The 21,938-nt window shown below is 41.5% G+C and carries 17 protein-coding genes; 4 read left to right on the top strand and 13 right to left on the bottom strand.

The window, feature by feature from the left end:
• Positions 1-7: 7 nt before the first annotated feature.
• Both AC3WU2_RS13150 and AC3WU2_RS13145 read right to left on the bottom strand, forming a co-directional pair.
• Complete coding sequence (locus tag AC3WU2_RS13150) at positions 8-1,198, bottom strand: Ger(x)C family spore germination protein (protein ID WP_492454776.1); 1,191 nt, start codon at positions 1,196-1,198, stop codon at positions 8-10.
• The gene (locus AC3WU2_RS13145) at positions 1,195-2,772 is read right to left on the bottom strand and encodes a spore germination protein (RefSeq protein WP_492454774.1); all 1,578 of its coding nucleotides are present in this window, start codon (positions 2,770-2,772) and stop codon (positions 1,195-1,197) included. Before AC3WU2_RS13145 ends, AC3WU2_RS13150 begins: the two co-directional genes overlap by 4 nt.
• A gap of 400 nt (positions 2,773-3,172) precedes the next feature.
• Here AC3WU2_RS13145 and AC3WU2_RS13140 point away from each other — a divergent pair, with 400 nt between their 5' ends.
• Positions 3,173-3,346 carry a hypothetical protein gene (locus AC3WU2_RS13140; RefSeq protein WP_492454772.1) on the top strand — a complete coding sequence of 58 codons (174 nt, stop codon included), beginning with the start codon at positions 3,173-3,175 and terminating at the stop codon, positions 3,344-3,346.
• A 402-nt stretch (positions 3,347-3,748) separates the two neighbouring features.
• Here AC3WU2_RS13140 and AC3WU2_RS13135 read toward each other — a convergent pair whose 3' ends face one another.
• From AC3WU2_RS13135 to AC3WU2_RS13110, 6 genes are all read right to left on the bottom strand, one after another.
• Positions 3,749-6,193 (bottom strand): glycoside hydrolase family 2 protein, encoded by a 2,445-nt coding sequence (locus AC3WU2_RS13135; protein WP_492454770.1) that lies wholly within the window; start codon positions 6,191-6,193, stop codon positions 3,749-3,751.
• 68 nt (positions 6,194-6,261) lie between these two features.
• Positions 6,262-6,624 carry a hypothetical protein gene (locus tag AC3WU2_RS13130; RefSeq protein WP_492454768.1) on the bottom strand — a complete coding sequence of 121 codons (363 nt, stop codon included), beginning with the start codon at positions 6,622-6,624 and terminating at the stop codon, positions 6,262-6,264.
• A gap of 344 nt (positions 6,625-6,968) precedes the next feature.
• Positions 6,969-8,741 carry an alpha-1,3-galactosidase-related protein gene (locus AC3WU2_RS13125; protein ID WP_492454766.1) on the bottom strand — a complete coding sequence of 591 codons (1,773 nt, stop codon included), beginning with the start codon at positions 8,739-8,741 and terminating at the stop codon, positions 6,969-6,971.
• Between the two features lie 12 nt (positions 8,742-8,753).
• Complete coding sequence (locus AC3WU2_RS13120) at positions 8,754-9,635, bottom strand: carbohydrate ABC transporter permease (RefSeq protein ID WP_492454764.1); 882 nt, start codon at positions 9,633-9,635, stop codon at positions 8,754-8,756.
• Positions 9,636-9,653: 18 nt separating this feature from the next.
• Complete coding sequence (locus tag AC3WU2_RS13115; RefSeq protein WP_492454762.1) at positions 9,654-10,544, bottom strand: ABC transporter permease; 891 nt, start codon at positions 10,542-10,544, stop codon at positions 9,654-9,656.
• A gap of 83 nt (positions 10,545-10,627) precedes the next feature.
• Complete coding sequence (locus AC3WU2_RS13110; RefSeq protein ID WP_492454760.1) at positions 10,628-12,259, bottom strand: type 2 periplasmic-binding domain-containing protein; 1,632 nt, start codon at positions 12,257-12,259, stop codon at positions 10,628-10,630.
• A gap of 191 nt (positions 12,260-12,450) precedes the next feature.
• Here AC3WU2_RS13110 and AC3WU2_RS13105 point away from each other — a divergent pair, with 191 nt between their 5' ends.
• On the top strand, positions 12,451-14,190 hold the full coding sequence (locus AC3WU2_RS13105; RefSeq protein ID WP_492454758.1) for a sensor histidine kinase: 1,740 nt from the start codon (positions 12,451-12,453) through the stop codon (positions 14,188-14,190).
• Between the two features lie 168 nt (positions 14,191-14,358).
• Here AC3WU2_RS13105 and plsY read toward each other — a convergent pair whose 3' ends face one another.
• From plsY to pyrH, 4 genes are all read right to left on the bottom strand, one after another.
• Positions 14,359-14,982, bottom strand: a complete 624-nt coding sequence (gene plsY, locus AC3WU2_RS13100; RefSeq protein ID WP_492454756.1) for a glycerol-3-phosphate 1-O-acyltransferase PlsY — start codon at positions 14,980-14,982, stop codon at positions 14,359-14,361.
• Between the two features lie 295 nt (positions 14,983-15,277).
• Positions 15,278-15,946 (bottom strand): HAD family hydrolase, encoded by a 669-nt coding sequence (locus tag AC3WU2_RS13095; protein ID WP_492454754.1) that lies wholly within the window; start codon positions 15,944-15,946, stop codon positions 15,278-15,280.
• A gap of 232 nt (positions 15,947-16,178) precedes the next feature.
• Positions 16,179-17,087: a VOC family protein gene (locus tag AC3WU2_RS13090; protein WP_492454752.1), complete on the bottom strand. Its 909-nt coding sequence runs from the start codon at positions 17,085-17,087 to the stop codon at positions 16,179-16,181.
• A 326-nt stretch (positions 17,088-17,413) separates the two neighbouring features.
• Entirely contained in the window at positions 17,414-18,151 is a 738-nt protein-coding gene (gene pyrH, locus AC3WU2_RS13085; RefSeq protein ID WP_018755729.1) for a UMP kinase, read from the bottom strand.
• A gap of 272 nt (positions 18,152-18,423) precedes the next feature.
• Here pyrH and AC3WU2_RS13080 point away from each other — a divergent pair, with 272 nt between their 5' ends.
• Entirely contained in the window at positions 18,424-18,660 is a 237-nt protein-coding gene (locus tag AC3WU2_RS13080) for a hypothetical protein (protein WP_492454749.1), read from the top strand.
• Between the two features lie 108 nt (positions 18,661-18,768).
• Here the strand turns inward: AC3WU2_RS13080 and AC3WU2_RS13075 are convergent, their stop codons facing one another.
• Complete coding sequence (locus tag AC3WU2_RS13075) at positions 18,769-19,755, bottom strand: phosphotransferase enzyme family protein (protein ID WP_492454747.1); 987 nt, start codon at positions 19,753-19,755, stop codon at positions 18,769-18,771.
• Positions 19,756-20,176: 421 nt separating this feature from the next.
• On the opposite strand from AC3WU2_RS13075, the gene AC3WU2_RS13070 reads away from it, so the two are divergent.
• A complete protein-coding gene (locus AC3WU2_RS13070) occupies positions 20,177-21,415 on the top strand; it encodes a hypothetical protein (RefSeq protein ID WP_492455299.1) in 1,239 nt (412 codons plus the stop codon).
• Positions 21,416-21,938 lie beyond the last annotated feature (523 nt).

The following is a 21,938-nucleotide window of genomic DNA, read 5'->3' as shown; positions in this document are numbered from 1 at the left end:
TACCTCCTTATTTTTTTATTTCATTTTTCTTTAACTGCAAAGATGGTCCGGTCAGACCTGCTCGCCGAATGGTCAGATTTGCATGGACAGAGACCTGTACTTTTCGAAACTGTTTGGCCCAATCTTTCTTTAGTACTTTCCATTTGGATGGATATTTTTGATGAATAGCTTCTCCCAAGCCAAAGATATCGGTTCCGTATTGTTTTTGCACCTTTTTAATGGTTTGGAGAGCTTGTTTCTCGGCCTTTTTTTCCAATACATGTTCTAAAAGAGTAAGATTTTTAGGCAGCGTAAGATCTAAATTCGTATTGTTCTCTTGAATGGTTCCTTCACCAGAAAGAACAATGTCACACTTGATGGTGTTCCCGCGAATAATGGGCTTTATTTTACTGGCGATTTTCGTCATATATAAACTGGCATTTCCATTTCCTTGTGGGACTGTCTCCGTAATAGTCTGTTTACTTAATCGATTAGCCACCCAAAGCAAGGTTGACTCTTCCTGTCTATTTAAAAATCCTACCAATTTAAGATCTTTGTTAAAAATCGCTGCACCTACAATTTGAAATCCTTTGGTACCCGGTTGATCTTGTTCATTAGAACTAGGGATCATTTCAATAACTGGCAAGATAGGAGTGATTCCCTCACTCGTGCCGGCAATAAGAAAATTGACTAAAGACCTGTCTCCCAATCCACCTGTTTGTTCATGTTCTTTTTGTGCCCCAAGTGCAGGGATTTTCTCTAAAGGGGAGGATGCTTCCAGAAACTGTTTTGCAGAACTCCCCTTTACTACGAGCGCATCTGCCCGTAATCTAATATCAGGATCGCGGCTATAGTTATCTAATACATTAGCGAGACCGTGTCTAGCCAATTGTTCTCCAATCACAATCACACGATGGTGCCCTCGAAAGACTTCTCTTGACAATTTTGTTTGTATCATTTGTATAGCTTCAAGTGTGTCCCTTCCAGTCCCCGACTCTATAAAAAATGGTTTTCCTGAATCACTTCTACCACTCTGTCCCATTCCCATCTTTGAAGGTATGATAAATTGAGCGCTGATTTCAAGCTCGTTATTTTTCGCTTGATCAAGTCCCAAGCCTAATTCTATTGCCAGGTCGTTTAACTCCTTACGATCCCAACAGCCCGTCAAGAAAAATAAAGAAACGACCAGTATCATACAAAGTACCTTGTGCAGAATCATTCTGTCTCTCCCCCCCGTTTCGGACCTGGTTGTTGTCCATCTGGAATACGCATTTTATCCTCTCCAGATACTAATTTGGGGCGGTGGGTCATGTTCCACCGAGGTGTTCGGATCAAAACGTCCTTCAACTCACGAGGAATCTGAGGAGCAACCGGGCTTAGATAAGGAATACCGAAAGAACGAATGTTGGTTAGATGGATCATAATCGCAATGGTGCTTATAGCAACGCCATACAGCCCAAGCATCCCCGCCAATAGCAGCATCGGGAAGCGCAGCATCCGGTAAGCTGTTCCCAAGTTGTAGCGTGGAAAAGCAAACGACGCAATACCAGTTGTAGCCACAACAATGACCATGGGTGCCGAGATAATGCCTGCTTGTACGGCAGCTTGTCCGATGACAAGTGCTCCTACGATACTGACCGCTGACCCAATGGGTTTTGGCAATCGAACGCCAGCTTCCCTCAAACCCTCAAACATAAATTCCATCAACAGCGCTTCTATGACAGCTGGGAATGGAATGCCTTCTCGTGCCGATGCAATACTAATAAGTAAATTTGTCGGGATCAATTCCGGATGAAAGGTTGTAATAGCAACATAAAGAGAAGGAAGAAATAATGAGACATTGATTAATGCCAAACGTATCCATCGAATAAAGGTTGTGTAGATGGATCGTTCATAATAGTCCTCCGCTGCTTGCAGACCTGTCCAGAATGTCATGGGAACAATCAGAACGAAAGGTGTGTTATCCACTAAAATGGCGACTTTCCCTTCTAATAGGCTTGCACACACTGCATCCGGCCGTTCGGTATTCTGAACTTGCGGAAAGGGAGAAAAAGGTTGATCCTCGATAAACTCTTCAATGAAGGCTGAATCCAACACCCCATCAATTTGGATTCGCTGAACCCTTTGTCGAACTTCCTCCAAAACCGAATTTGGAGCAATCCCTTCAATGTAGGCAATCACCACATCTGTCTGTGATAATTCCCCAATCGAATAGGGTTCCATTTTTAGCCTTGGGCTCCGAATTCTTCGGCGAATAAGGCTCGTATTTACCCTTAGCGTTTCCGTAAACCCATCTCGAGGGCCACGAACAGAGATTTCGGCAACAGGCTCTTCAATACTACGTTTTTCAAACCCTTTTAAATCAGCAATCAGGGCTTGATTCTCCCCATCTATTAGAACAACGATATTAGCTTTCATTACCCCCTCTATAACCTCACGAACCTTTGAAACCGTCTTTAATTGAGAAACAGCGATAAGCTGATTTTGGATGATTTTCCCTATTGAATCCACACTTTTTAATCCATTAGGCATCCCTTCGAACATCATTGGTTTCAAAACAACCTGATCCACTATTTTTGTATCCGCTAATCCATCTATATAAATCAGAAGTATTTTGGTTTGCCTATTTACGAGGATTGGACGAAAAACAACATCCGAACAATTGTCAAAAACTTGTTTCAAAACCTCTTCATTCACGGATATATTCTGTTCGAGTTCACAATCTTGACCATTTTGGAGCAGTACGCTGGCACTCTCAAGTTCCTGAATATCCTTTTGAATTTTTTTCATCATACTCCCCCATTTACCATATGTTTTACGTTTTTTATATTCGGATCTTAATATTAATGATTCCTTTACAGCTAATTTTTACATACCTTTCCACCAAATCGTTTTGAATAAATAATGATGTTCGGAAGGTAAAATCATTTGTCAGAAAAATTCTAACAAGAAAATACACCCTCGACATTCTTCCTATATTTCCTCCCGCACAGGAAAATTATTCAAGTATTTCTGTAAGTTGGTTAACCTACAAATTGGGAGCCTAACTCTTTACCGTGTGTTTTATTTATGTACCCTTGGAATAATGTGTAGTCAAATTTTTATCCCTAAGCAACAAAAAAACCACCTATCCTAGGTGGCTCAAATATACTTTCGATGAATATTTTTTTCATCAACTAAACAAAACAAAGTCATGAGGGCACAAGTAGAAGGGACCTTCTCGACAGAGGACGGAACGAAGTCCATTAAGGCTTATCAGAAAAGCATCGCTTCCATTTCCGTTCCGGAATACGAGATTGATATCGATTGCACGAAGCTGAACGTAACCGCGCCCGAAACGCTGCCGATTATGGAAGGATACTTTTAATTGCACAAAATAGACGGCTTCAAGACTGTTCATGATTGTTCTTTTTAAACTCAAAAAATGTTCAATAAAAATAGCTATGCATCTGGCTGTCCACTCTCACCTCTACTACCTTCATTTTGCAAATTTAAAACCAAATATGATCCCATCACTATCGGTGTTGGAGATAGGTAAGAGCTATTAAACTGATATCATATTGAACTAAGATGAGGACATCTATGAATGATGGCCTCATCTGCTAAAAACCCGAACGATTAGTTAAATAATCGTTCGGGTTTTTTCTTTAGGATATGTTCGGCTAATTCGGGATCAACCAACCTGTATCATATTCGCTAGATTAGCAATGACTGTAAGTTACATGTTTATATCTGATATTGATATGGATTTTAGTAAAAAAAGATACGCTCAGATTACGCTTGTTAGTTTCTCGACCGCCGAAAGTAACTTATCAGCGCTTACAGATATCGTGATTATCCCGGGGATGGGTCTTGATTGCAGCATTATCGTAGCTATACCGGCTTCCGCACGGATCGGCCCTGGATTGATGACGAGTGCAGGTCCTTCGATTTCAACGCAAAGCTCAGGTTCGGCTGTCGGAACGACTGTGCCGTTTGCATCCAAAACTTTCACGTAAACGAATATGAAATCAGATCCGTCAGCAGTTAGATCTTTTCCACTGAAATCACATTGGATGGAAAGAGATTCAGGTGCAAGCGGAGTGCGCACGATCGCAACCGCTGTATCGACCCCGCCGATTCGCCCTACTGCCTTTAATGTTCCAGGTTCGTAGTCGATGTTGTGAAACGTAAACGGAGCTTGTTCCAGGTGAACACAGTTGCCCCCGTCATGTGGACTAACCATCAGTTCACCAGCTTCTGTGAGGGTGGTAACACGATTGTCATTTTCTTTATGCTTGTGCTGTTCAACGTCCGTCAGCCAATAATCGACTTCGAAGCCGGTAATGACTTCGCCATATGCTGTATCAACGCCTGCATCCGGACGCTGTAAGCCGGTCGATTTACCATTCACGAACAATTCTACTTCGTCACAGTTAGAAAATACGACGACCTTGGCTGGCGAAGTGCGCTCAGTCCAATAATTTGCAATGAATATAACGGGCCCACTTTCTACATCCGTATGAATGATGTCGGGTTTTCTTTGACTTTTATAAAAGTAATAGACAAACTTCGGAAGGCGGTATGAGTCTAGAGCGCCACACTCCGCCGCTCGTGGAAAGCAGCCGCGATTATGATCAATTCCGACCCATGAAGCGTCGCCTAATGACCAATGATTACTGCGGTTCCGATTGAGCGACCACTGGTAGTTCCATGCTTGCTGCAGCAATTTAGCTTCTCCTGCATTACGGGGAACTCGACTTGTGCTATCATGTCCGCCAAATTCATAATCACCATATTCGCGATCGAATCCGCTTTTATCGGGAAGTACATCCTCCAAAGGTCGACTTAAGTCTTCACCTTTCCAAAGTGTATAGGGTACGTCATAACCGACGAAAGCAGCATCTTTCCGCCCCATTGTATCACCAGCAGTGAACATCTGATCACCCGGAAATTCCTCATGGGCAATCAAATGACATTCACGGAAAAACTCATCCGTAGCCCCGCTCCGTGAGTAATGCGTTTCGTTCAAGCTGACTTCCCACATAATAACGCAAGGATGGTTTCGGTCCCGTCGGATCATATCCCGAATATGCTGCCGAACGAGCTCCTGTAATTGTCCTTCCTCGCAATATTGCCAACCGGGCACCGGCTCAACGACCATAAGACCGAGTTCATCACAGGCCTCCAAAAAAGCAGGTGATTGCGGGTAATGGCCGAGCCTTACAAAATTGTATCCGCCTTCTTTCAGTTTCCTTGCATCGCGATAATGGGCATTGTCAGAAGCAGCATGTCCAATATGCGGAAACTGTTGGTGTCGATTCGTTCCTCGAATGACCAGCTTATCGCCATTAATGACAAATCCATTCTGCTTGCTGAACGATAGGGTACGTATGCCGATACGCGTACTAAAATCGTCCACTGGCTTTTGATCGTGTAAAATTTGCGTACGAATCAAATACAAGTGAGGAGTATCCGGATGCCATAACTGTGGATTCAACACAGTTAATGATTGAACGAACGTACAGCTTTCATGTCCCGGAATCATTTCAGGAGTACTATTTGCAACTGCGACTACATTGTTGTCATGATCGACAATAGATGTAATAACAGATCCAAGCTTGGTGGAATCGTAATCGTTGCGGACATGTGTATCAACGTTTATAGTAGCCGAGTTTCGCGATACGTTCGAATACTTGACAAATATCCCCCCGCCTGCAGTAACGTTTGCGTGTACTGCATCCGTCACGTGCAGTTTGTCTGTGACATGGAGGTAGACATTGCGATATAGCCCTCCGAAATAAGAAAAGTCTAGACTTTCCAGTGGTTTTCCTGGAGGTATGCTGCCATTGTTGCAGTTGTTAAGCCGAACGGCGATCACATTGCTGGCGCCATACTCAACATCTTCAGTCATATCGATTGTAAAAGGTAAAAAACCACCTTTATGTGTCAGCTTATGAATTCCATTTACCCACACATCGGCCTCTTGCATAGCGGCTTCAAACTCCACAAACAATTTTTTTCCTTTATCCTCTTTTGGGATTATAAAATGTTTGCGGTACCAGCAAATACCTTGAAAGTGCATATCAATGTGAAGCGTTTCGATTCGCGGAGTATGTGGCAAGCTAACCTCTTTCCAAAGTTTATCCTCTGCTTGCCTCTGCGAAGCGTTCACCTCATTGTCGCAGATGAATTTCCAGTCTTGATTAAAATTTAACTTTTTCCGATATTTCATTTTTCTATACCTCCTCGTAAGATTAGAGTCGAGCTGTATCACTTCTGGACAGTGAAAAGTTCTAAACATTAAGAAGCCAGCGAATCACCGGGACTATCAGTGATTTCCTGCTTGGCTTGAATTATTTTTGTTATGGATAAATGCGGGTTGCGAGCAAACATACGAAAAATAGATTTACGTAAATAAACCATGACCAATTCTTCGGAAACAATGGTCTTGGAAGGCGTTCTCAAGTATCGGAAGAATAAGCTTGGAACAAGGGATGAACGGACGGCGACCAGTTGCAACAAACCCATGGCGATACAACTACACATGACGTAGCCTTCAATGGCCTTGCCCGTCAATCGAATGTTCTCCTTCTCCCGTTCATTGGTCACGTACTCTAGTGGATGGGGTTCTCCCTTTCTCAAGTAACGCTCCAGCTTCAGCATGGAATTGCTCCAGACTGGTAGCTGAATCCGCCAATCACCTGTTTCAAATCGGTATAATCAGGATTATATACTTCAAAATATCCCCGAACTCCTAGGTAATCTACGTCAGCTCCGTATAGTTCAGCATTCTTAATGCCTTTCTCATAAAAATCCGGGTCGATATCTTACCCATCGATAAACTAACCCTTCATTAATTTTGAGATTACCAACCGTTTGGATAGGTATATGCTTCATTAACCGGATGCCAGCAATGAACGCGATCTTTATATCTTTGAACGGTGTATCGAACATGCTTTTCCAGTTGCTTGACGACAAGCTTCGGATCATGACATGATCTATTCTCCTTAAGTGTTATTATCGATGAATGACTGGACTAGGCTATCCGTAAAATTGACATCCTCTTCAGTCATTCCAGAGAGTGCAGCTTCATTAGAAAGCAAGTCTCCTGTCACCTCATTTTGAGAGATAACCACCTTCGTGCAATTCATCAAGGTTAGCAGCTTTTTGTCAGGATATCTCGGCGGATAAGTATAGCTCCTGATCAGCTTATTGCCAATAAGCAAAAGCCCGTCAGTACTTTTTGCATATAGAAGCGCACTGTCATACAGATAAAAGACGTTCTCCATAATACGAATATTTTTATGAAAAGGTAGTTTCTGATCCGGACAAGGAACTTCCGGATAAATGCTGATAATCGCCTCGCAGAACTGATAATCGGAGGTCAGACAGCTTTCCTGAAAAATGTTGCGCCTGATCAGTACGTCCTTGCATCCCCCAGACTCATACCACTGGTTGGCATCTCCAGCTATAAGAATTGCTGAACCGGAAGACTCAAACGTATTTCCCTCAATCAAAACCGAACCAGGCGTAGAAACTAGTAGACCACGTGCCCGACAGCTTCCAAAGAAACTGTCCCTACAGGTGAAAGAAGGAACATTGCTTAGATTTTCCAACGCATCGCCAGGGCTGATTCGTTCGGGTATCGGCTCTTCAAAGGAAATGGTAAAGCTGCGCAGATCCAATAGTTTAAAAGAACGTACATGAAGAGTTGCATAAGACGCCATACTTTCGTGATCAATGAAAGAAATGGCTTGGCTTGGAGTTGCCCAATTGGAAAAACCCATTGCCATAGAATGCGCGAATTCTCCACATAACGTGTGCGCGTCCAACTGCTTACAAATCCGCACAGCAGTTCCGTGAACGTTGATCGGATCGTCCATCAAGCCATGGAAGTAGCAATTCTCAACGGTAATCTGCCCCCGATTATTGCACAGGTGCAAGCCGTCATCATGTCCCGAAACCGCCACACGCCCACGTTTCCTGTTAGGCAGCATTTGGATGCCTTTAAAGTTTATGTTTTCACAGAATTGGCATAATACCCCTAATCCACTGGTATGGTGCAGTGTTATACGTTCTAATTTTAAATCGGAAGAGTTCTCAGCGAAAATACCGCCATTAATTCGTTTTGTATGTCGGATGACCAACACATTCCCCACTTGTGGCTGAGAATGGAACTGCGCAAGCAGCCTTACCGTATTTGGGGCAATCTCCCGTGCGGTCATATTCTCATAATAATCGCCGGTTGCAAAAGCCACCTTATGTGCTGCTGCATCGAACTCAATCATGCCTCTATAAAGCGGTTCCTCCCAATCTTCTCCGAAGAAATACAACCGTCCCTCTCTGATGCGATACGGAAAATGCACCGCGTCGATCTCCACATCAACAAAGCCATTCCCGCTGGAAACGACACGTCCTTCGGCAGTCAGGGGAATCTCCCAATCAATCGTTAGGTTCTGAATGGTAACATTCCGGCATTCCGCAATCGCTAGTGGAAGGATTTGACCATGGAAAATAAACTCAGATCCGTTGCCGTCTAGCACGATATTGCACATATATTCCATGGCAAGAGCAACTTTTCTATTTTCCACATAATCAGAATTCGACAAAATATAATGCCGATCCAATCCATCATTCGCGTAAAAGTCGTATCTTCCGTTTTCCAAGATAAAACAGGTATCCTCTTGATGTTCGGCGAACATTCTTACAAACCGGTCAACATAGTTTTCCTTACTGTTCGCGTGAATCCCGTAATCTCTGGCAAATACAATCTCCGGCATTCAATGCCCCTCCTATTCTTTCACGCTTCCAAGCACTAGACCTGTGGTGAAGTATTTTTGCAGGAACGGATAGACGACGATCACTGGTATCGCACCTAAAAACAACTGTGCTGCTCTGCCTGTTCGAGCATTCATTTGGGACATCAGAAGCTGCAAATCATTTCCCGATTGCTGCATCAGCTGGTCGAAATTGAGCAGCATGGATTGTAAATAGGTCTGAAGCGGATAATTATCTATGTTATCCATGTAAATCATGCCACTGAACCAATCATTCCAATGACTCACAATGCAGAACAACCCCACTGTCGCAAGCGCCGGCTTCAATAATGGCAATAGAACCTTTGTTAAAATTTGGAATGGGGATGCACCATCGATCATGGCCGCCTCTTCTAGGGCTCCCGGAATACCGCGCATGAAATTCATCAAAATGACCATATTGTATACAGGCAAAGCTCCTGGCAGAACGAGCGCCCAGATGCTATCCTTGAGTCCCAGCCCCGAAACTACAAGATAAGTAGGTATCAATCCGCCACTAATAAACATAGTTAGGACGAAGAAAATCATATAGATATTCCTGCCTGCAAATTGTTTGCTTCCCTTTGCAAGAGGGTACGCTGTAATGACCATCAGAATTATATTGATACTCACGCCTAATATTACGCGCTGAACAGAAACCATCATCGACTGAAAAAAATTCCCGCCAAAAGCAAATTCATAGGACATCAGAGTAAAATCCACTGGCCAAAAGGTCACACTTCCTGAAGAAACTGCAGCACTGCCGCTAAAAGAAACGGCTAACAAATTGATAAACGGCAATATGCAAAGCAAGCATACAAGGGACAAGAAGATATAATTAAATATCTGAAAAGCATTAGACTTACCATTGCTAACCATTGATGCCAGGCCTCCTTATTAAAAAATCTTGTACCCGGCGAATTTACTAGCCAAGTAGATGGACAAGCCAATCAGCACGCAGGAAACGCCGGATTTAAACAGTCCTACCGCGGCTCCTACTGAGTATTGCGCCTGCTCAATCCCCATTCTATACATATAAGTATCGATTATATCGCCAGTTTCATATACGATAGGCGAATATAAGTTAAAAATTTGGTCAAATCCCGCATCCAACACACTCCCCAATGACAAGGTCATCATCAATAGAATAATTGGTGTGAGCATCGGAAGTGTGATGGATAGGGTTTGCCGCCAACGTGAAGCGCCATCAATCATGGCTGACTCATATAAGCTCGGGTCAATCGAGGTCAGTGCAGCCAGATAAACCACTGTTCCAAAACCGAACCCTTTCCAAATATCGCTGATAATCATCATCCACGGAAAAATGGATGGATCGCCCAACAAGTTAATTGGTCCTACTCCGAAAGCAACTAGTAAGTTACTAACAATACCATCTCTTGCAAGAATATCCATTAATAAACCGGCCATAATAACCCAAGACAAAAAATTAGGTATGTAAACTAACGATTGGAATAACCGTTTAAATTTATTTCTTCTTACTTCATTTAATAGTAGAGCAACAACTACAGGAACGATAATCCCTCCAACGATCTTGAAAAATGAAATATAAAAGGTATTCCATATGGTTTTCAAAAAATTGGGCTGGCTGAATATATATTCGAAATTTTTAAACCCAATCCAAGGAGAAGAAAAACCTAGAGCTGGGTTATACTTCTGAAAGGCAATTACAAGACCGTATAAGGGAAAATAACAGAAAATTAACGTAACGATAAAACCAGGTATCAGCATCGCATGATATTGCCATTCACGGGCTAAATGTTTTCTCACATCGATCACACCACTTTCACTTGAGAAATATCGGACGGAGCAAGAATTTCAACCACTCCGTCCAACCATTCTTCGAATATCAATTATTTGTAAACTTCATTCATTTCTTTGGTCGCCTGTTCTCCACCCGCAGAGAGCCAACTTTTTACCAAAGTATCAAAATAATCCACTGGCTTCTCTCCTACGATGATCTGCGTAAAGCCTTGGATCAGGATATCGTCTAGTGTACTTCCCGAACTCTCCAAGGTAGCTGGCGGTGCACCCCATAGCGCATCCTTAACGATATTTCCATCATCTAGAATTTTCTTCGAAACGCTATAAGAACTGCGAACATCTCCCAGCTGGAGATAATCGGGTAAAGAACTCGGAGTACCTTTCTCCATAAAGTCTACTACCTTATCGTATTTTGACTTCGTAATGCCTACCAGCTTTGATGTATCCTTAGTACGTAATGCCTCGTTAACATCAATGAACTGTTGATAGTCGGTCATTGGGTTAATTATGCGGAAAGCATAAGGAATTGTCCCCATACGATTGAATTCAGTCACAAGGCTATTGTCCAATTCTCCGCTAAACATTGCTTTTGCATAATAGTTGATCAGCTTTATTACGGCTTCAGGGTTCTTAAAGTTCTTATTCACCACAATATAGCCAACGTTTGAGAATGAAATGGGCGACTTCACAGGTTGACTAGTGGCGGAAGGAATTGCATATGCCTGGAAATAGCTGTTCTTCCCATTTTTGGTAACGGTATCTACACCTGCGTACCAGCCCCACCACTGTCCGAACGGTTGTACGCCAAGCTTTCCGTTAATATTATGCTGAGATATTTTTGTGCTGTCACTGGTAGCAAAATCCGGATACAGAATTCCATCTTTATACCACTGTGCAAAAGTACTCAACGCGGCTTTCATTTCAGGCTGAACAGACCCGTACGCTAGTTTGCCTTCCTTTGTTTTTATCCAAATACCCGGGGATGCCCCCCAAGCGGGTGCCAACAATGTAAGGCTATCCAAATTTTGGTTTTCCCCGATTCCATAGGCTCCATACTCCTTCATAAATACCTTCGCAATGTTCACAACGTCATCCATCGTTTGAGGAGCAGATAGTTTTTGCTCTTCCATCCAGTCCTTTCTCAACCAGATCTGTGAGGGCTGGTCGATAATCCCAAATCCAAGCTGTGCAATGCCGTACAGTTTGCCATCCTTGTAGCCCGTTTTAAATGTTTCTTTGTCTAGAGACACATATTTTTTAATATCATCCGATGCATATTTATCAAACACTTCCGTCATATCCGCAATTAGATTGCCCTCAATCAATTGATTCAGCATAGCCGTTTTGCTAACTACAAACACATCTGGCAGTTTCCCATCGACTACCGATAAATTCAACTTAGTTGAATAGTCCTGTGCCACCCAAAGATTTTTGACTTCAATATTGAAATTTTTCTTAAACTCGTCATACCAAGGATTTTTGTCATAATTCTCGCCATCCTTAAACGGAATTCCCTTATTTAGTGGTAGCACTGTATTTATGGTAACGGTTTCATCATATGGCGCCCATATATCCACTGGACCGTTATCTACTACTGGTGTACTGCCATTTCCATTTTCTGTCCCGCTGTTTGCAGGATTAGTGCTCTCTGTACTACAGGCTGTTAAGCTTATTGCCACGTACAAAGAAAGAATTATTGTAACCGCTTTCTTTTTTAACATTCTTTACATCCCCTTTAATTTAGGTTTCGCTTGAAATCTTTTAAGATTGTGCTAATAATGTTATTATCCCTAGCACACCGAATTGTGTATATATATTATCTTTACATTTGTGCAATTTATTGAACTAATAGAGGAAGCCATCAAGAATTTATACATAACACAAAATATTATACATAAGGGGGGGGATTCCCTTGAAAATAAAAAATAGCACCTTATCGAAAATCATTCTATTATTCTTGTTAGTAGTTATCCCAATTGCAATTTTTAGCTTTATTGCTGTCTTTAAAAGCAACCAGAAGCTGGAGAATGAAATTTATCAATCACTCGATGCCTCTTCCAGGTCCTTCTCCACTCAACTCGACAATGCCCTCAATAACATATATATTTCCAATGTTCCTTTGTCCTTCCAATCGAATATATTGCGCTTCGTTACGACGCATAATAACCTATCGGACTACTCAAAAATTTCCATAATTAATACGATTAGGGAGCAACTCTCTATGATTAGCAGTACGAACAACTATTTAGATTCTGCGCATATCTATATCCGCGATATGAAGAGAGTCTATAACTCGGACGGATCAACTGAGGGAAGCTTTCAAGAATTTTCGGATTCTGAATATGCCAAAATTGTCTCGCTTGCCAACCGTCCAGAACGTGTTCAACATTACATAAGCAGCGCAAATAAGCAGGATGTTTTTTCCGTATTCATTACACCGTCTAAGAATTCTGATCCAGCATTTATTATTGAAATGAGAATTTCAATCGCACAAATTCAGTTATTGGTAAATACCCACAATACGCTAAACAACGATCTTTATTATGTAAAAATGAATGACACACCAATCGCCACGAATATGACATCCGATTCACTGCATACGATCCATATACTTGAAGCATCCTATGGGGCGGATGATTTCCCCTCGTCCATTGTGCTAGACAAACTACGTTACTATGCTCTGCGATATCCACTTCCATATAGCTCGGGTTCCTACATTAGGCTAGTTTCCCACGATAGCCTCATGCAACCAGTACAATTATCGGCGAATGCTTTATCCTTATTTTCGGGTGTATTCATTATCGCATGCCTAATTTTCTTTTATTTCATGTACCGAATGGTTCACAGACCGCTTATCAAGCTTACAAATGCTTTTATCAGTGTAAAAAAAGGGGACTTTCAAACAAGGATTAAAGATGTCATGCCATCTGATTTTTCATACCTTTATCAAGCGTTCAACAGCATGACGGAAAATCTGGAGAAACTGATCGACCGGGATTACAATCAAAAAATCTTGCTGCAAAAAGCAGAATTGAAGCAATTGCAAGCTCAAATAAATCCACATTTCCTATACAATAGCTTCTTTCTTTTGCAGCGTATGATAATATCCGGTCTTATAGAAGAAAGTCAGCAGGTTAGCGAAGCCTTAGCGCTTAATTTCAGATATATTACTAAGAACAGTATGGACTACGTCACATTAGAAGAAGAATACGAGCATACCAAGATATACATATACATCCAATCACTTCGTTTTGAAAAAAGGATTGTAACCGAGACTGATTTAATCCCTGAGAAATATCTCCACATTATGGTTCCAAAGTTAATACTTCAACCGATTTTAGAAAACGCCTATAACCATGGGATGCGAAATAAAACTAAGGATGGTTACATAAGCATTCGTTTTATAGAAAAACCCAAGGGATTAATAATAACAATCCAAGATAACGGAAGCGATCTTTCTGACGAAAATCTTGACTCTCTGCGTTCAGCTTTAGCAGATGCCGTAACTGCCTCCAATAAGCATGAAATGTCAGGAGTATTAAATATCCAAAGACGGCTGACAATCTACTCCGAATCCAACAGCACTCTTCAAGTTTCGCGTTCTTCACTAGGCGGACTACAGGTTGACATTACGTTGATTCGAGATGTCTAAAAGAAAATAAAGTTTTAGACTTGGAATTATCAAGACCTAAACTTAAGGAAATCAAATAAAATAAAGGGTTCTACATATTATGCATGACTAATATGTGGAACCCTTTATGTTTAACTATCGTGTCCCGTTAGATTAACCCAATCATCTTCTTTGCCTCAATAAAATAGTTCAAAGAATAAGTTTACTTTCTGTTCCTGAAAGCAGTCTTTTTATATTTCCCGTATGCCTGAAAATAGTCATAAACGCCATTAGGCATGCAAATAAATAAAAATATAAGGTATTCCCAAAAACAGGAATAAATGAAATAGCCGCAAAAAGCATTGTAGCACATATTGTACCTAAAGAAACATAACGGGTTAAAGCTACTATTATCACAAAAAAGCCAAGGCATAAAAGGGCCATAACCCAGTTAACCATAAACAGCACAGCCACTGCTGTAAGTGCCCCCTTTCCTCCTTTAAACTTAAAATATACCGGCCAGTTATGCCCTATAACTGCTCCTTCGCCTGCCGCTAAAAGGCTTACGCAATCTTTAGCCTCTCCCGAATAAAAGTAAACGCCAAGGAACAAGCCTATATAACAGGCAACTACCCCTTTTAATATATCTCCCGCAAGAACAAACACCGCGGCAGATTTCCCAAGTACCCTCAGAGTATTGGTAAGCCCGGCGCTTTTACTTCCATGGCTTCTTATGTCCTTGCCGTATATTTTCCCTACAATCACCGCTGTATTAAGGCTGCCTAACAGGTAGCCCAAAGCTAAGGCCACAATAAGCTTTAAGATATCAATCATGACTCTTCTCCCTTGAAATTATTTATTACGATTTATCTTCTTCAACGACACCACGCTATTCTGCCCGTTAGCGCAACTAAGGCAGCCGATCGTTCTGGCCGGCTGCCTTCGTGTCATCGTTGAGCTATAGTGTCCCGTTAGCTTAATCGACATTACGCGCAGAGTCCGACGGACTTAGCCTTGCATTGTCGCCTGAATCTCCTTCCTTGAGGCAACCAAGGGACAGATAGCGGCCCGATGCGTGAATGCATTGTTATCCGATGGAAACCGCTTCTTCGAAATACACATGATGTCTTTAGCTCAATGCTTTAATAAGTTCTTTCGGATTTGTTAATTTCTTGAATTCACTCTGAATATAAGTATTGAACCATATCGCATGATAAACCTTTAATCCCGATTTAAAGGCTCCATCCAACTCGTTTGACCCGCCATCACCTATAAATATACTCTCTTCTGGTTTAACTGCTAATCGATCACATGCTAGTGAATATATACTAGTCTCTGGCTTACAGCATTTCACCTCAAATGAAAAAATATAGTCATTAAAATATTGAGCAAGTTTTGAATCTGACCAATATTTGACTTCCTCTTCCGTGCAATTGCTAATTAGACCGATCTTGATATTAATATCTCGTAGATATTCCAATAGTTCTAATACATCAGGATTAATATTGTTAAAAGGAATTATTTTCTCATTAATTCGTTCCCTATACAAATATTCAATTACTTCATCATCAACCTGTAAATTCCTACACATAATAATGTCTTTGATTACTTCGACAAAATTATCATAATAACCGTTCATCCTCTTCTCCTGACGACTTCTCCACTCAGTCTTAAATTCGTCATTTGTTATGCCTAGTAAATCGTTATAGTCATAATTTCGATTAGAAATTCTTCGACCGTTTGAAAATTCAGTGATTAATGTTTCAAACAAATCAAAAAAAACGGCTTTAGTATTCAAGGTTTCAACTCCTTGGATTCTTATTTTGATTTCGGATTCTATTTGAACGTCTTATTCACGAATTTCGTAAATAATTCCATATATAAGGTATTCGCAAAACTTTTGAACTATCCTGCCCTTTAGCTTAATAAAAACAAGAACAGCTGCCGTAGCAAACTGCTCCTCGCTCTGTTCAACTAACGTGTCCCGTTAGCTGAACAGGCTGCCAATCGGCAGCCTGTTTTGTACTATGTTAAGGTTTCCATATTTCCCACACATTACCGTCTGGGTCATAGAACTGCAAGTTCGGACCACATGTTTGCCGAATTTCACCCACTATGTTCACTCCATTTTCCTTGAAACGATTGTACATCTCTTGGATACAGGGAGTAATGAAACAAGCTACGGCCTGTCGATCACCGTTGTCAAAAGTAAATCCTAGACTTCCGGCTTCCTTGGATGCCCCTCCTCCTCCCATAAGGAATATAGCCTCGTGTGGTCCATAAGTCTTTCCTGGATAATTAGGCAATTTCAAGATCGCTAATTCCATCCCAGGTTCAACCGGATTGTGGTCTGTAGGTGTACATCCTAAATTTTTTTGATACCAATGTACGGATTTATAGACGTCATTAACCGGAACGTATATACAGCAAACTCCTGTTATGTCCTCCGCTTGCATGTTATCCGCGCCGTCTTCCCATATTTCTAATAAATTCCCATCCAGATCACAAAATCTAAAGTTAGGGCCACATGGTCTATTTTCCGGAATTTCGGTTACGATGTTCACTCCGTTTTCTTTGAATCGATTGTACATTACTTGTATACGGGGGGTAATAAAACAAGCTACGGATTGTCTATCACCGTTATCAAAAGTAAAACCTAAAGTTCCGGCTTCTTTCGATGCCCCTCCCCCTCCACCCATAAGGAATATAGCCGGGACTCTTCCTGTAGCTCCATGAGGCTTTCCAGTATGATCAGGAAATCTCAAGATCGCTATTTCCATCCCAGGTTCAACCGGATGGATGTTTGTAGGTTGGCATCCTAAATTTTTTTGATACCAATGAACGGCCTTATAGACGTCACTAACCGGAACGTATATACACGTAACGCCGGTTATGTCCCCAAGTTTTTCTTCCCGTTTGATTTCTTCACTAATTTGCATTTTCTCATTTCTCCCTTCTCATTTCACACATTTTGTGACTTACAGTTATTTTGATGCCACATGATGTCGCAAACCTATTGAAGAAATAAATCTATTAATAAATTCGTTTCCACAATCACACTATCCTGCCCGTTACCTGAATGATTGTTACAAAGAAAGACCGGATTTACTGTGCTCCGGTCTTTTCCTTATTACTATTTTAAACTCACCATTAATATTCGACTCTCCGTTTTATCACTACTTGTGATACGGTTCTCCGCGCTGTCTGTAACGGCAAGTATTACGAAAAAGAAGGAGCGCTGTTATGCCCCCTCATAATCTTCAACTCATTCCAATTCCAAAATTGACTCACCGCTAATTATCGTTCCATTATCTTTCCCTTCACAAATTTCTTTCATTGAGCCCGGCTTGTCAAAATTAAACACATGCATTGGCAGATTGTAGTCTCTAGCTAAGATGAAAGCTGATTGATCCATTACCTTCAAGTTATATTTTAAAACATCGTTGTAGTGAACTGACCTAAACTTCCTTGCTTCTTTGTCGAACTTAGGGTCAGCATTGAGAACACCATCTACGCCTTGTTTTGCAACTAACAAAGCATCACAATTAACTTCGATTGCCCTCTGAACGGAAGGATAATCTGTTGTAACGTAGGGTTGCCCGTTTCCTCCCGCAAAAATTACTATGTAGCCCTTTTCCAGATGGTGAACTGCCCTTAGTCTGATGTATGGTTCTGCAACTGATGTAATAGGTATTGCTGTCATTACACGAACTTCTTTGTTTGATTTGGCTTTAAGAACTCCTCGAAGCATCAAGCTATTAATAACAGTCGCAAGCGTCCCGATGTTATCAGCTTCTGCTCTTTCTATTCCCCAGCTTTCCGCCATATTACCGCGAAAAATATTCCCTCCACCTATAACTAATGATACCTCAACACCTAGATTCACAACTGACATAATTTCATTGGCAATATGGTCCAACCTTTCAGGCTCAAAACCAAATTCCGTGTTTCCGGCGACTGCTCCACCACTTAGTTTAATAAGAACTCTTTTGTACCTTGTCAAATTAACACCTCCGCGCAAATAAAAAACACTAAAGCAACGAATGCTTTAGTGTCTTAATGGAACGAGAATATGAAATTGTAACAATCGACTTATTGTAAGCCTCCCGTTTCCACCTCATATTCCCACTCCTTCCAGTAATTTGTCATCAATTCATTCTATACTGTGTGGGAGTAAAACGCAACACCGAAAGTGGCAGAATTTCAAACATATATTATTTCCATGAGCTCCTGTTCTAAGGGGCTCTATTTCTGTTTCTTAAGGAGGTATTTGTTTTGCGTATCATCTTTACGTATCAGGATTTAAAAGTGCTTCGCCACGCCAAAGCAATTCCGCAGGCGCTCCTCGAACTTGTCCAAGATTACTTCAACCAGCTAAGGGTTGAACTTGAAGACAAAGCTAAGAGCGAATTTATCCCAAGCCCCGCAAGGAATTACGCAAAAAACTTGCCCTTATTTATGATACGGTTCTCCTCGCTGTCTGTAACGGCAAGTTTTAAGGCCATCCTTTAAACGGATGACAAATCCGGACAGATGGCTCATATAACTTATTTGCGCAAGATTCCAGTTTGCCTAAATAATTCAATGGTCTATTATCCAGGACTATTCCATTCTTCTAAATTAGAATAAATAGTAAATCTCTTTCCCCGCCAGCCATTCTTGCCACAACTCTACTTTTCGGACGGCATGGTCTTTAATCCAGCCATTTCTGTCAGGGTCACGGATGAAGAAAACATAGGCCAGAAATACGTCCATTAATATGAGCCCTTCAACGTACCTTAAGCTCCCCTTATCAAACAAGGCTTGAGAGGAGTACCCCTGAATAAATCTGTCCCGGTGGTTGCTTTCGAACAACGTAGAAGCGCTGCCAATATCAAATAAATAATGTCCGTAGCCGGATAGGCAAAAGTCGATAAAGCAAGGCCCGCTTCTTTCATTGATAATGATATTATTTTCCTGATGATCGGCATGGATCAGCCCCCAAGTTCCTTCCCTCGAGTCCAGTTCACTCATGAACCCCTTCACTTGGAAAAGCACTTCGGTCATAATCTCATAATGCTCCAGACTATAAATGCCTGCTTCTACACCGTATCTCAGCTCATCAATTGCAGTATCGATTCTCTCTGAGCCGTATACCGGTCTAGGCAAATCCTTCAGGACCGCACACTCTCGAGTGAAATTATGTAATCGCGCAAGATTGACTCCTATTGCATATACGATATCATCCAAATTCTTTTCTTCTCGTGTAAAAGTATCCCCATCGATCCACTCGAGCAGCGTTGCATAACAGGGTGAATCCATGTCCTCAATGAACAATTCCGTTACATACTCTCCGAATCTATTCTCAACAGGTATTTGTACCCGCAGCACTTGATTGCGACCTAGCTCCTGTAGCAGCAACACCTCGGATTGAAGCCCCTCCAGCGTGTGCTGAATACCGAGCAACCCCTCTGTTGCGGGCTTATGAATTCGAAGCAAGAAGGATCTGCCACTACCGCGGTCAGTTATTTTGTATGTCAAATTCTCATTGTGCCTGATGAACTCTATATCTGGCTCTGTAACTGAATAACTCTCAAGAACTTTCCGAACCGTCCATTCATAATTCATTTTGCTCACTCTCCCAAAACCCTTCACGCAGGAAGTGTTGTCATTAAATAATCTTCTGACTCAAAGTCTACCACTTACTCCAATAAACTAATATATAGAAAACGATTATAGTTGATCTATGCTGCAGATCTCCGTCTGAAAGGGACAGAAGAAGTTACAGGGCATAGAACTCGAATTCATCGAACATATGAAAAGTTGTTTTTGGGGCTTAGGGTTTTGGGGTGTAATACGTAGTAGCTACAGCAAAACGGAGCCTTAAGAGAGTAATTTCTTGCCAGACAAGCAATTTGCAACGTTTGACCAGCTGTCACTATATCATGATTCAACTATCGTGTCCCGTTAGATCAATCCCTCCGCAACATTTTGCAACATCATTCGTCTATATAAAAAAATGAAAAGTGGTGTTCACGTCGTGCTACGAATGATTACGAAATTATTGATTTGCGCCGGGCTGCTGGCTTCTGTTGTCCTTCCGTTACAGGTCAGCTATGCTCAGGCATCGATATCTGGTCTGCCGATCATTGACAATGACGCGGCCGTGTTTCAATTGATACCGCACAAGATATCTGCAAAATTGAACAAGTCAACCATCACGTTGGATTCGAAGTCCTTGAAAGCTTCTCCGCTGCTTATGAAGAACGGTAACCTCTACTTACCGATCAAGTGGCTGGAGCTAGCGCATGTTGGAAGGATCATGAAAAGCACAAAAACGAATAGTTATTGGGTCGAGTTTAGCCCAGAGCATCCGACTTACTTTTCAACCATTCATTTCAAGCCTGACAGCCCCAAACTATATAATGAATTGAACGGCAAACTTACAGTGCTCGATGACGCACAGAAGATTCTGCCACCGTTTATGAAAAGCAATACGCTGTATGTTCCAGTTTCAATGTTGCCGTGGATGGGGATCAACTATAACTGGAGCCAGGAAACTTTGCAGTTGACGTGGAGTGAGATGTTAGCGAAGGTCCTGCACCCTGCCTATACGACAGAGTCGGATCGTATCACTTTCAGTGCATTGGTTCAAAAAGAGTACGGACGCGTTTATTTAATGCAAAGCTTTGGATTTGGCGGAATGACCAGCGTTGAGATGGGCGGCATCAGCTCGTTAAAAGGGACGGAGAAGACCATCGACAAGTCGATCAAAATTGGAAATCGTGAATTTAGTCGGGTTGAGTTTTCCGTTGATCTCCGTCCAGGACCGAATCCGCTGCAGATTCATTCCAATGATAATCCATCTGCAGACATCATCGTCAATCGGATCGTTAAGGATCCATCCTTGATACCTGTCCGATATAACCATGATACGTATGCGAATAATATCGTGTTCAATAAACCAACACAAGGCTACCTGCGGGTACATGCTGGAGAAGCCATAGAGATTAGCGGATCTGTCATCACGGAAGAGAAATTTGAGAGTCAGGTTCTTGGATTTCAATTGACAAAGTTTCAGAATGGAGACTATCAGACAAGCGGCAAAAAAACAGTCGTTCAGATGAACGAGAATAGAGAGTTTAGTGGGTCAATCGCGATCAATGAGCCAGGCACTTATTTGATTAATATACTTAGTCCGGATATGTTCGTAGGGGGAGAGACATCGCCGTACGGCTCGGTGAAATGGGCGGAGATTGCGGTTGAAGTATTGCCGAAAGGCAAGTAGCGGGAAGAGTTAAGAAGTATACGCATGCAGGGCTATCCATCGGATAGCTCTTTTATTTTTTATAGATTACACTAGGCTTATTGCCGCTAATATCCATTCAGTAATTGCACGAGGCAACTTGGAGCAAAAGGAATATGGTACATTGATACCATATTCACTAGGGGGAAACGACCCCTTAGATGGCATTAAAGACAGATAAATTTGTTGAATACAGATTTAGTGGTTTGCAACATTTTACTCATATAAAATAAATCCTCCTCGTCACTTAAAAAGTGTTTAATCGTTTTTCCGAAATCGCTTTCAAATTTTGTTAATTTCACTTTTCTCCCTACTCATTTCACATTAACTTTGTTTTTGTGACTTACAGTTGTTTTCATTCCACATGATGTCGCGAACCTGACTTACTGAAAAAATAAAACTATTAATAATTTCGTTTCTACAATTACACTATCCTCCCTCTATAGAGAAACGCTTAGCTCTTAAATACTCTCGTTTTCTCAGGTTTTGACCATCAATACTTTTA

The sequence above is a fragment of the Paenibacillus sp. EB106-05-06-XG162 genome, assembly GCF_058791655.1.
This window is presented reverse-complemented; position numbering and strand designations above follow the sequence as displayed.

Excerpts from the sequence above, each read along its gene's own strand:
- plsY (WP_492454756.1), bottom strand. The coding sequence starts at position 14,982 with ATGATTGATATCTTAAAGCTTATTGTGGCCTTAGCTTTGGGCTACCTG.
- AC3WU2_RS13110 (WP_492454760.1), bottom strand. The coding sequence starts at position 12,259 with ATGTTAAAAAAGAAAGCGGTTACAATAATTCTTTCTTTGTACGTGGCA.
- AC3WU2_RS13075 (WP_492454747.1), bottom strand. The coding sequence starts at position 19,755 with ATGAATTATGAATGGACGGTTCGGAAAGTTCTTGAGAGTTATTCAGTT.
- AC3WU2_RS13090 (WP_492454752.1), bottom strand. The coding sequence starts at position 17,087 with ATGCAAATTAGTGAAGAAATCAAACGGGAAGAAAAACTTGGGGACATA.
- AC3WU2_RS13140 (WP_492454772.1), top strand. The coding sequence starts at position 3,173 with ATGAGGGCACAAGTAGAAGGGACCTTCTCGACAGAGGACGGAACGAAG.
- AC3WU2_RS13150 (WP_492454776.1), bottom strand. The coding sequence starts at position 1,198 with ATGATTCTGCACAAGGTACTTTGTATGATACTGGTCGTTTCTTTATTT.
- AC3WU2_RS13145 (WP_492454774.1), bottom strand. The coding sequence starts at position 2,772 with ATGATGAAAAAAATTCAAAAGGATATTCAGGAACTTGAGAGTGCCAGC.
- AC3WU2_RS13120 (WP_492454764.1), bottom strand. The coding sequence starts at position 9,635 with ATGGTTAGCAATGGTAAGTCTAATGCTTTTCAGATATTTAATTATATC.
- AC3WU2_RS13125 (WP_492454766.1), bottom strand. The coding sequence starts at position 8,741 with ATGCCGGAGATTGTATTTGCCAGAGATTACGGGATTCACGCGAACAGT.
- AC3WU2_RS13070 (WP_492455299.1), top strand. The coding sequence starts at position 20,177 with ATGATTACGAAATTATTGATTTGCGCCGGGCTGCTGGCTTCTGTTGTC.
- AC3WU2_RS13135 (WP_492454770.1), bottom strand. The coding sequence starts at position 6,193 with ATGAAATATCGGAAAAAGTTAAATTTTAATCAAGACTGGAAATTCATC.
- AC3WU2_RS13130 (WP_492454768.1), bottom strand. The coding sequence starts at position 6,624 with ATGCTGAAGCTGGAGCGTTACTTGAGAAAGGGAGAACCCCATCCACTA.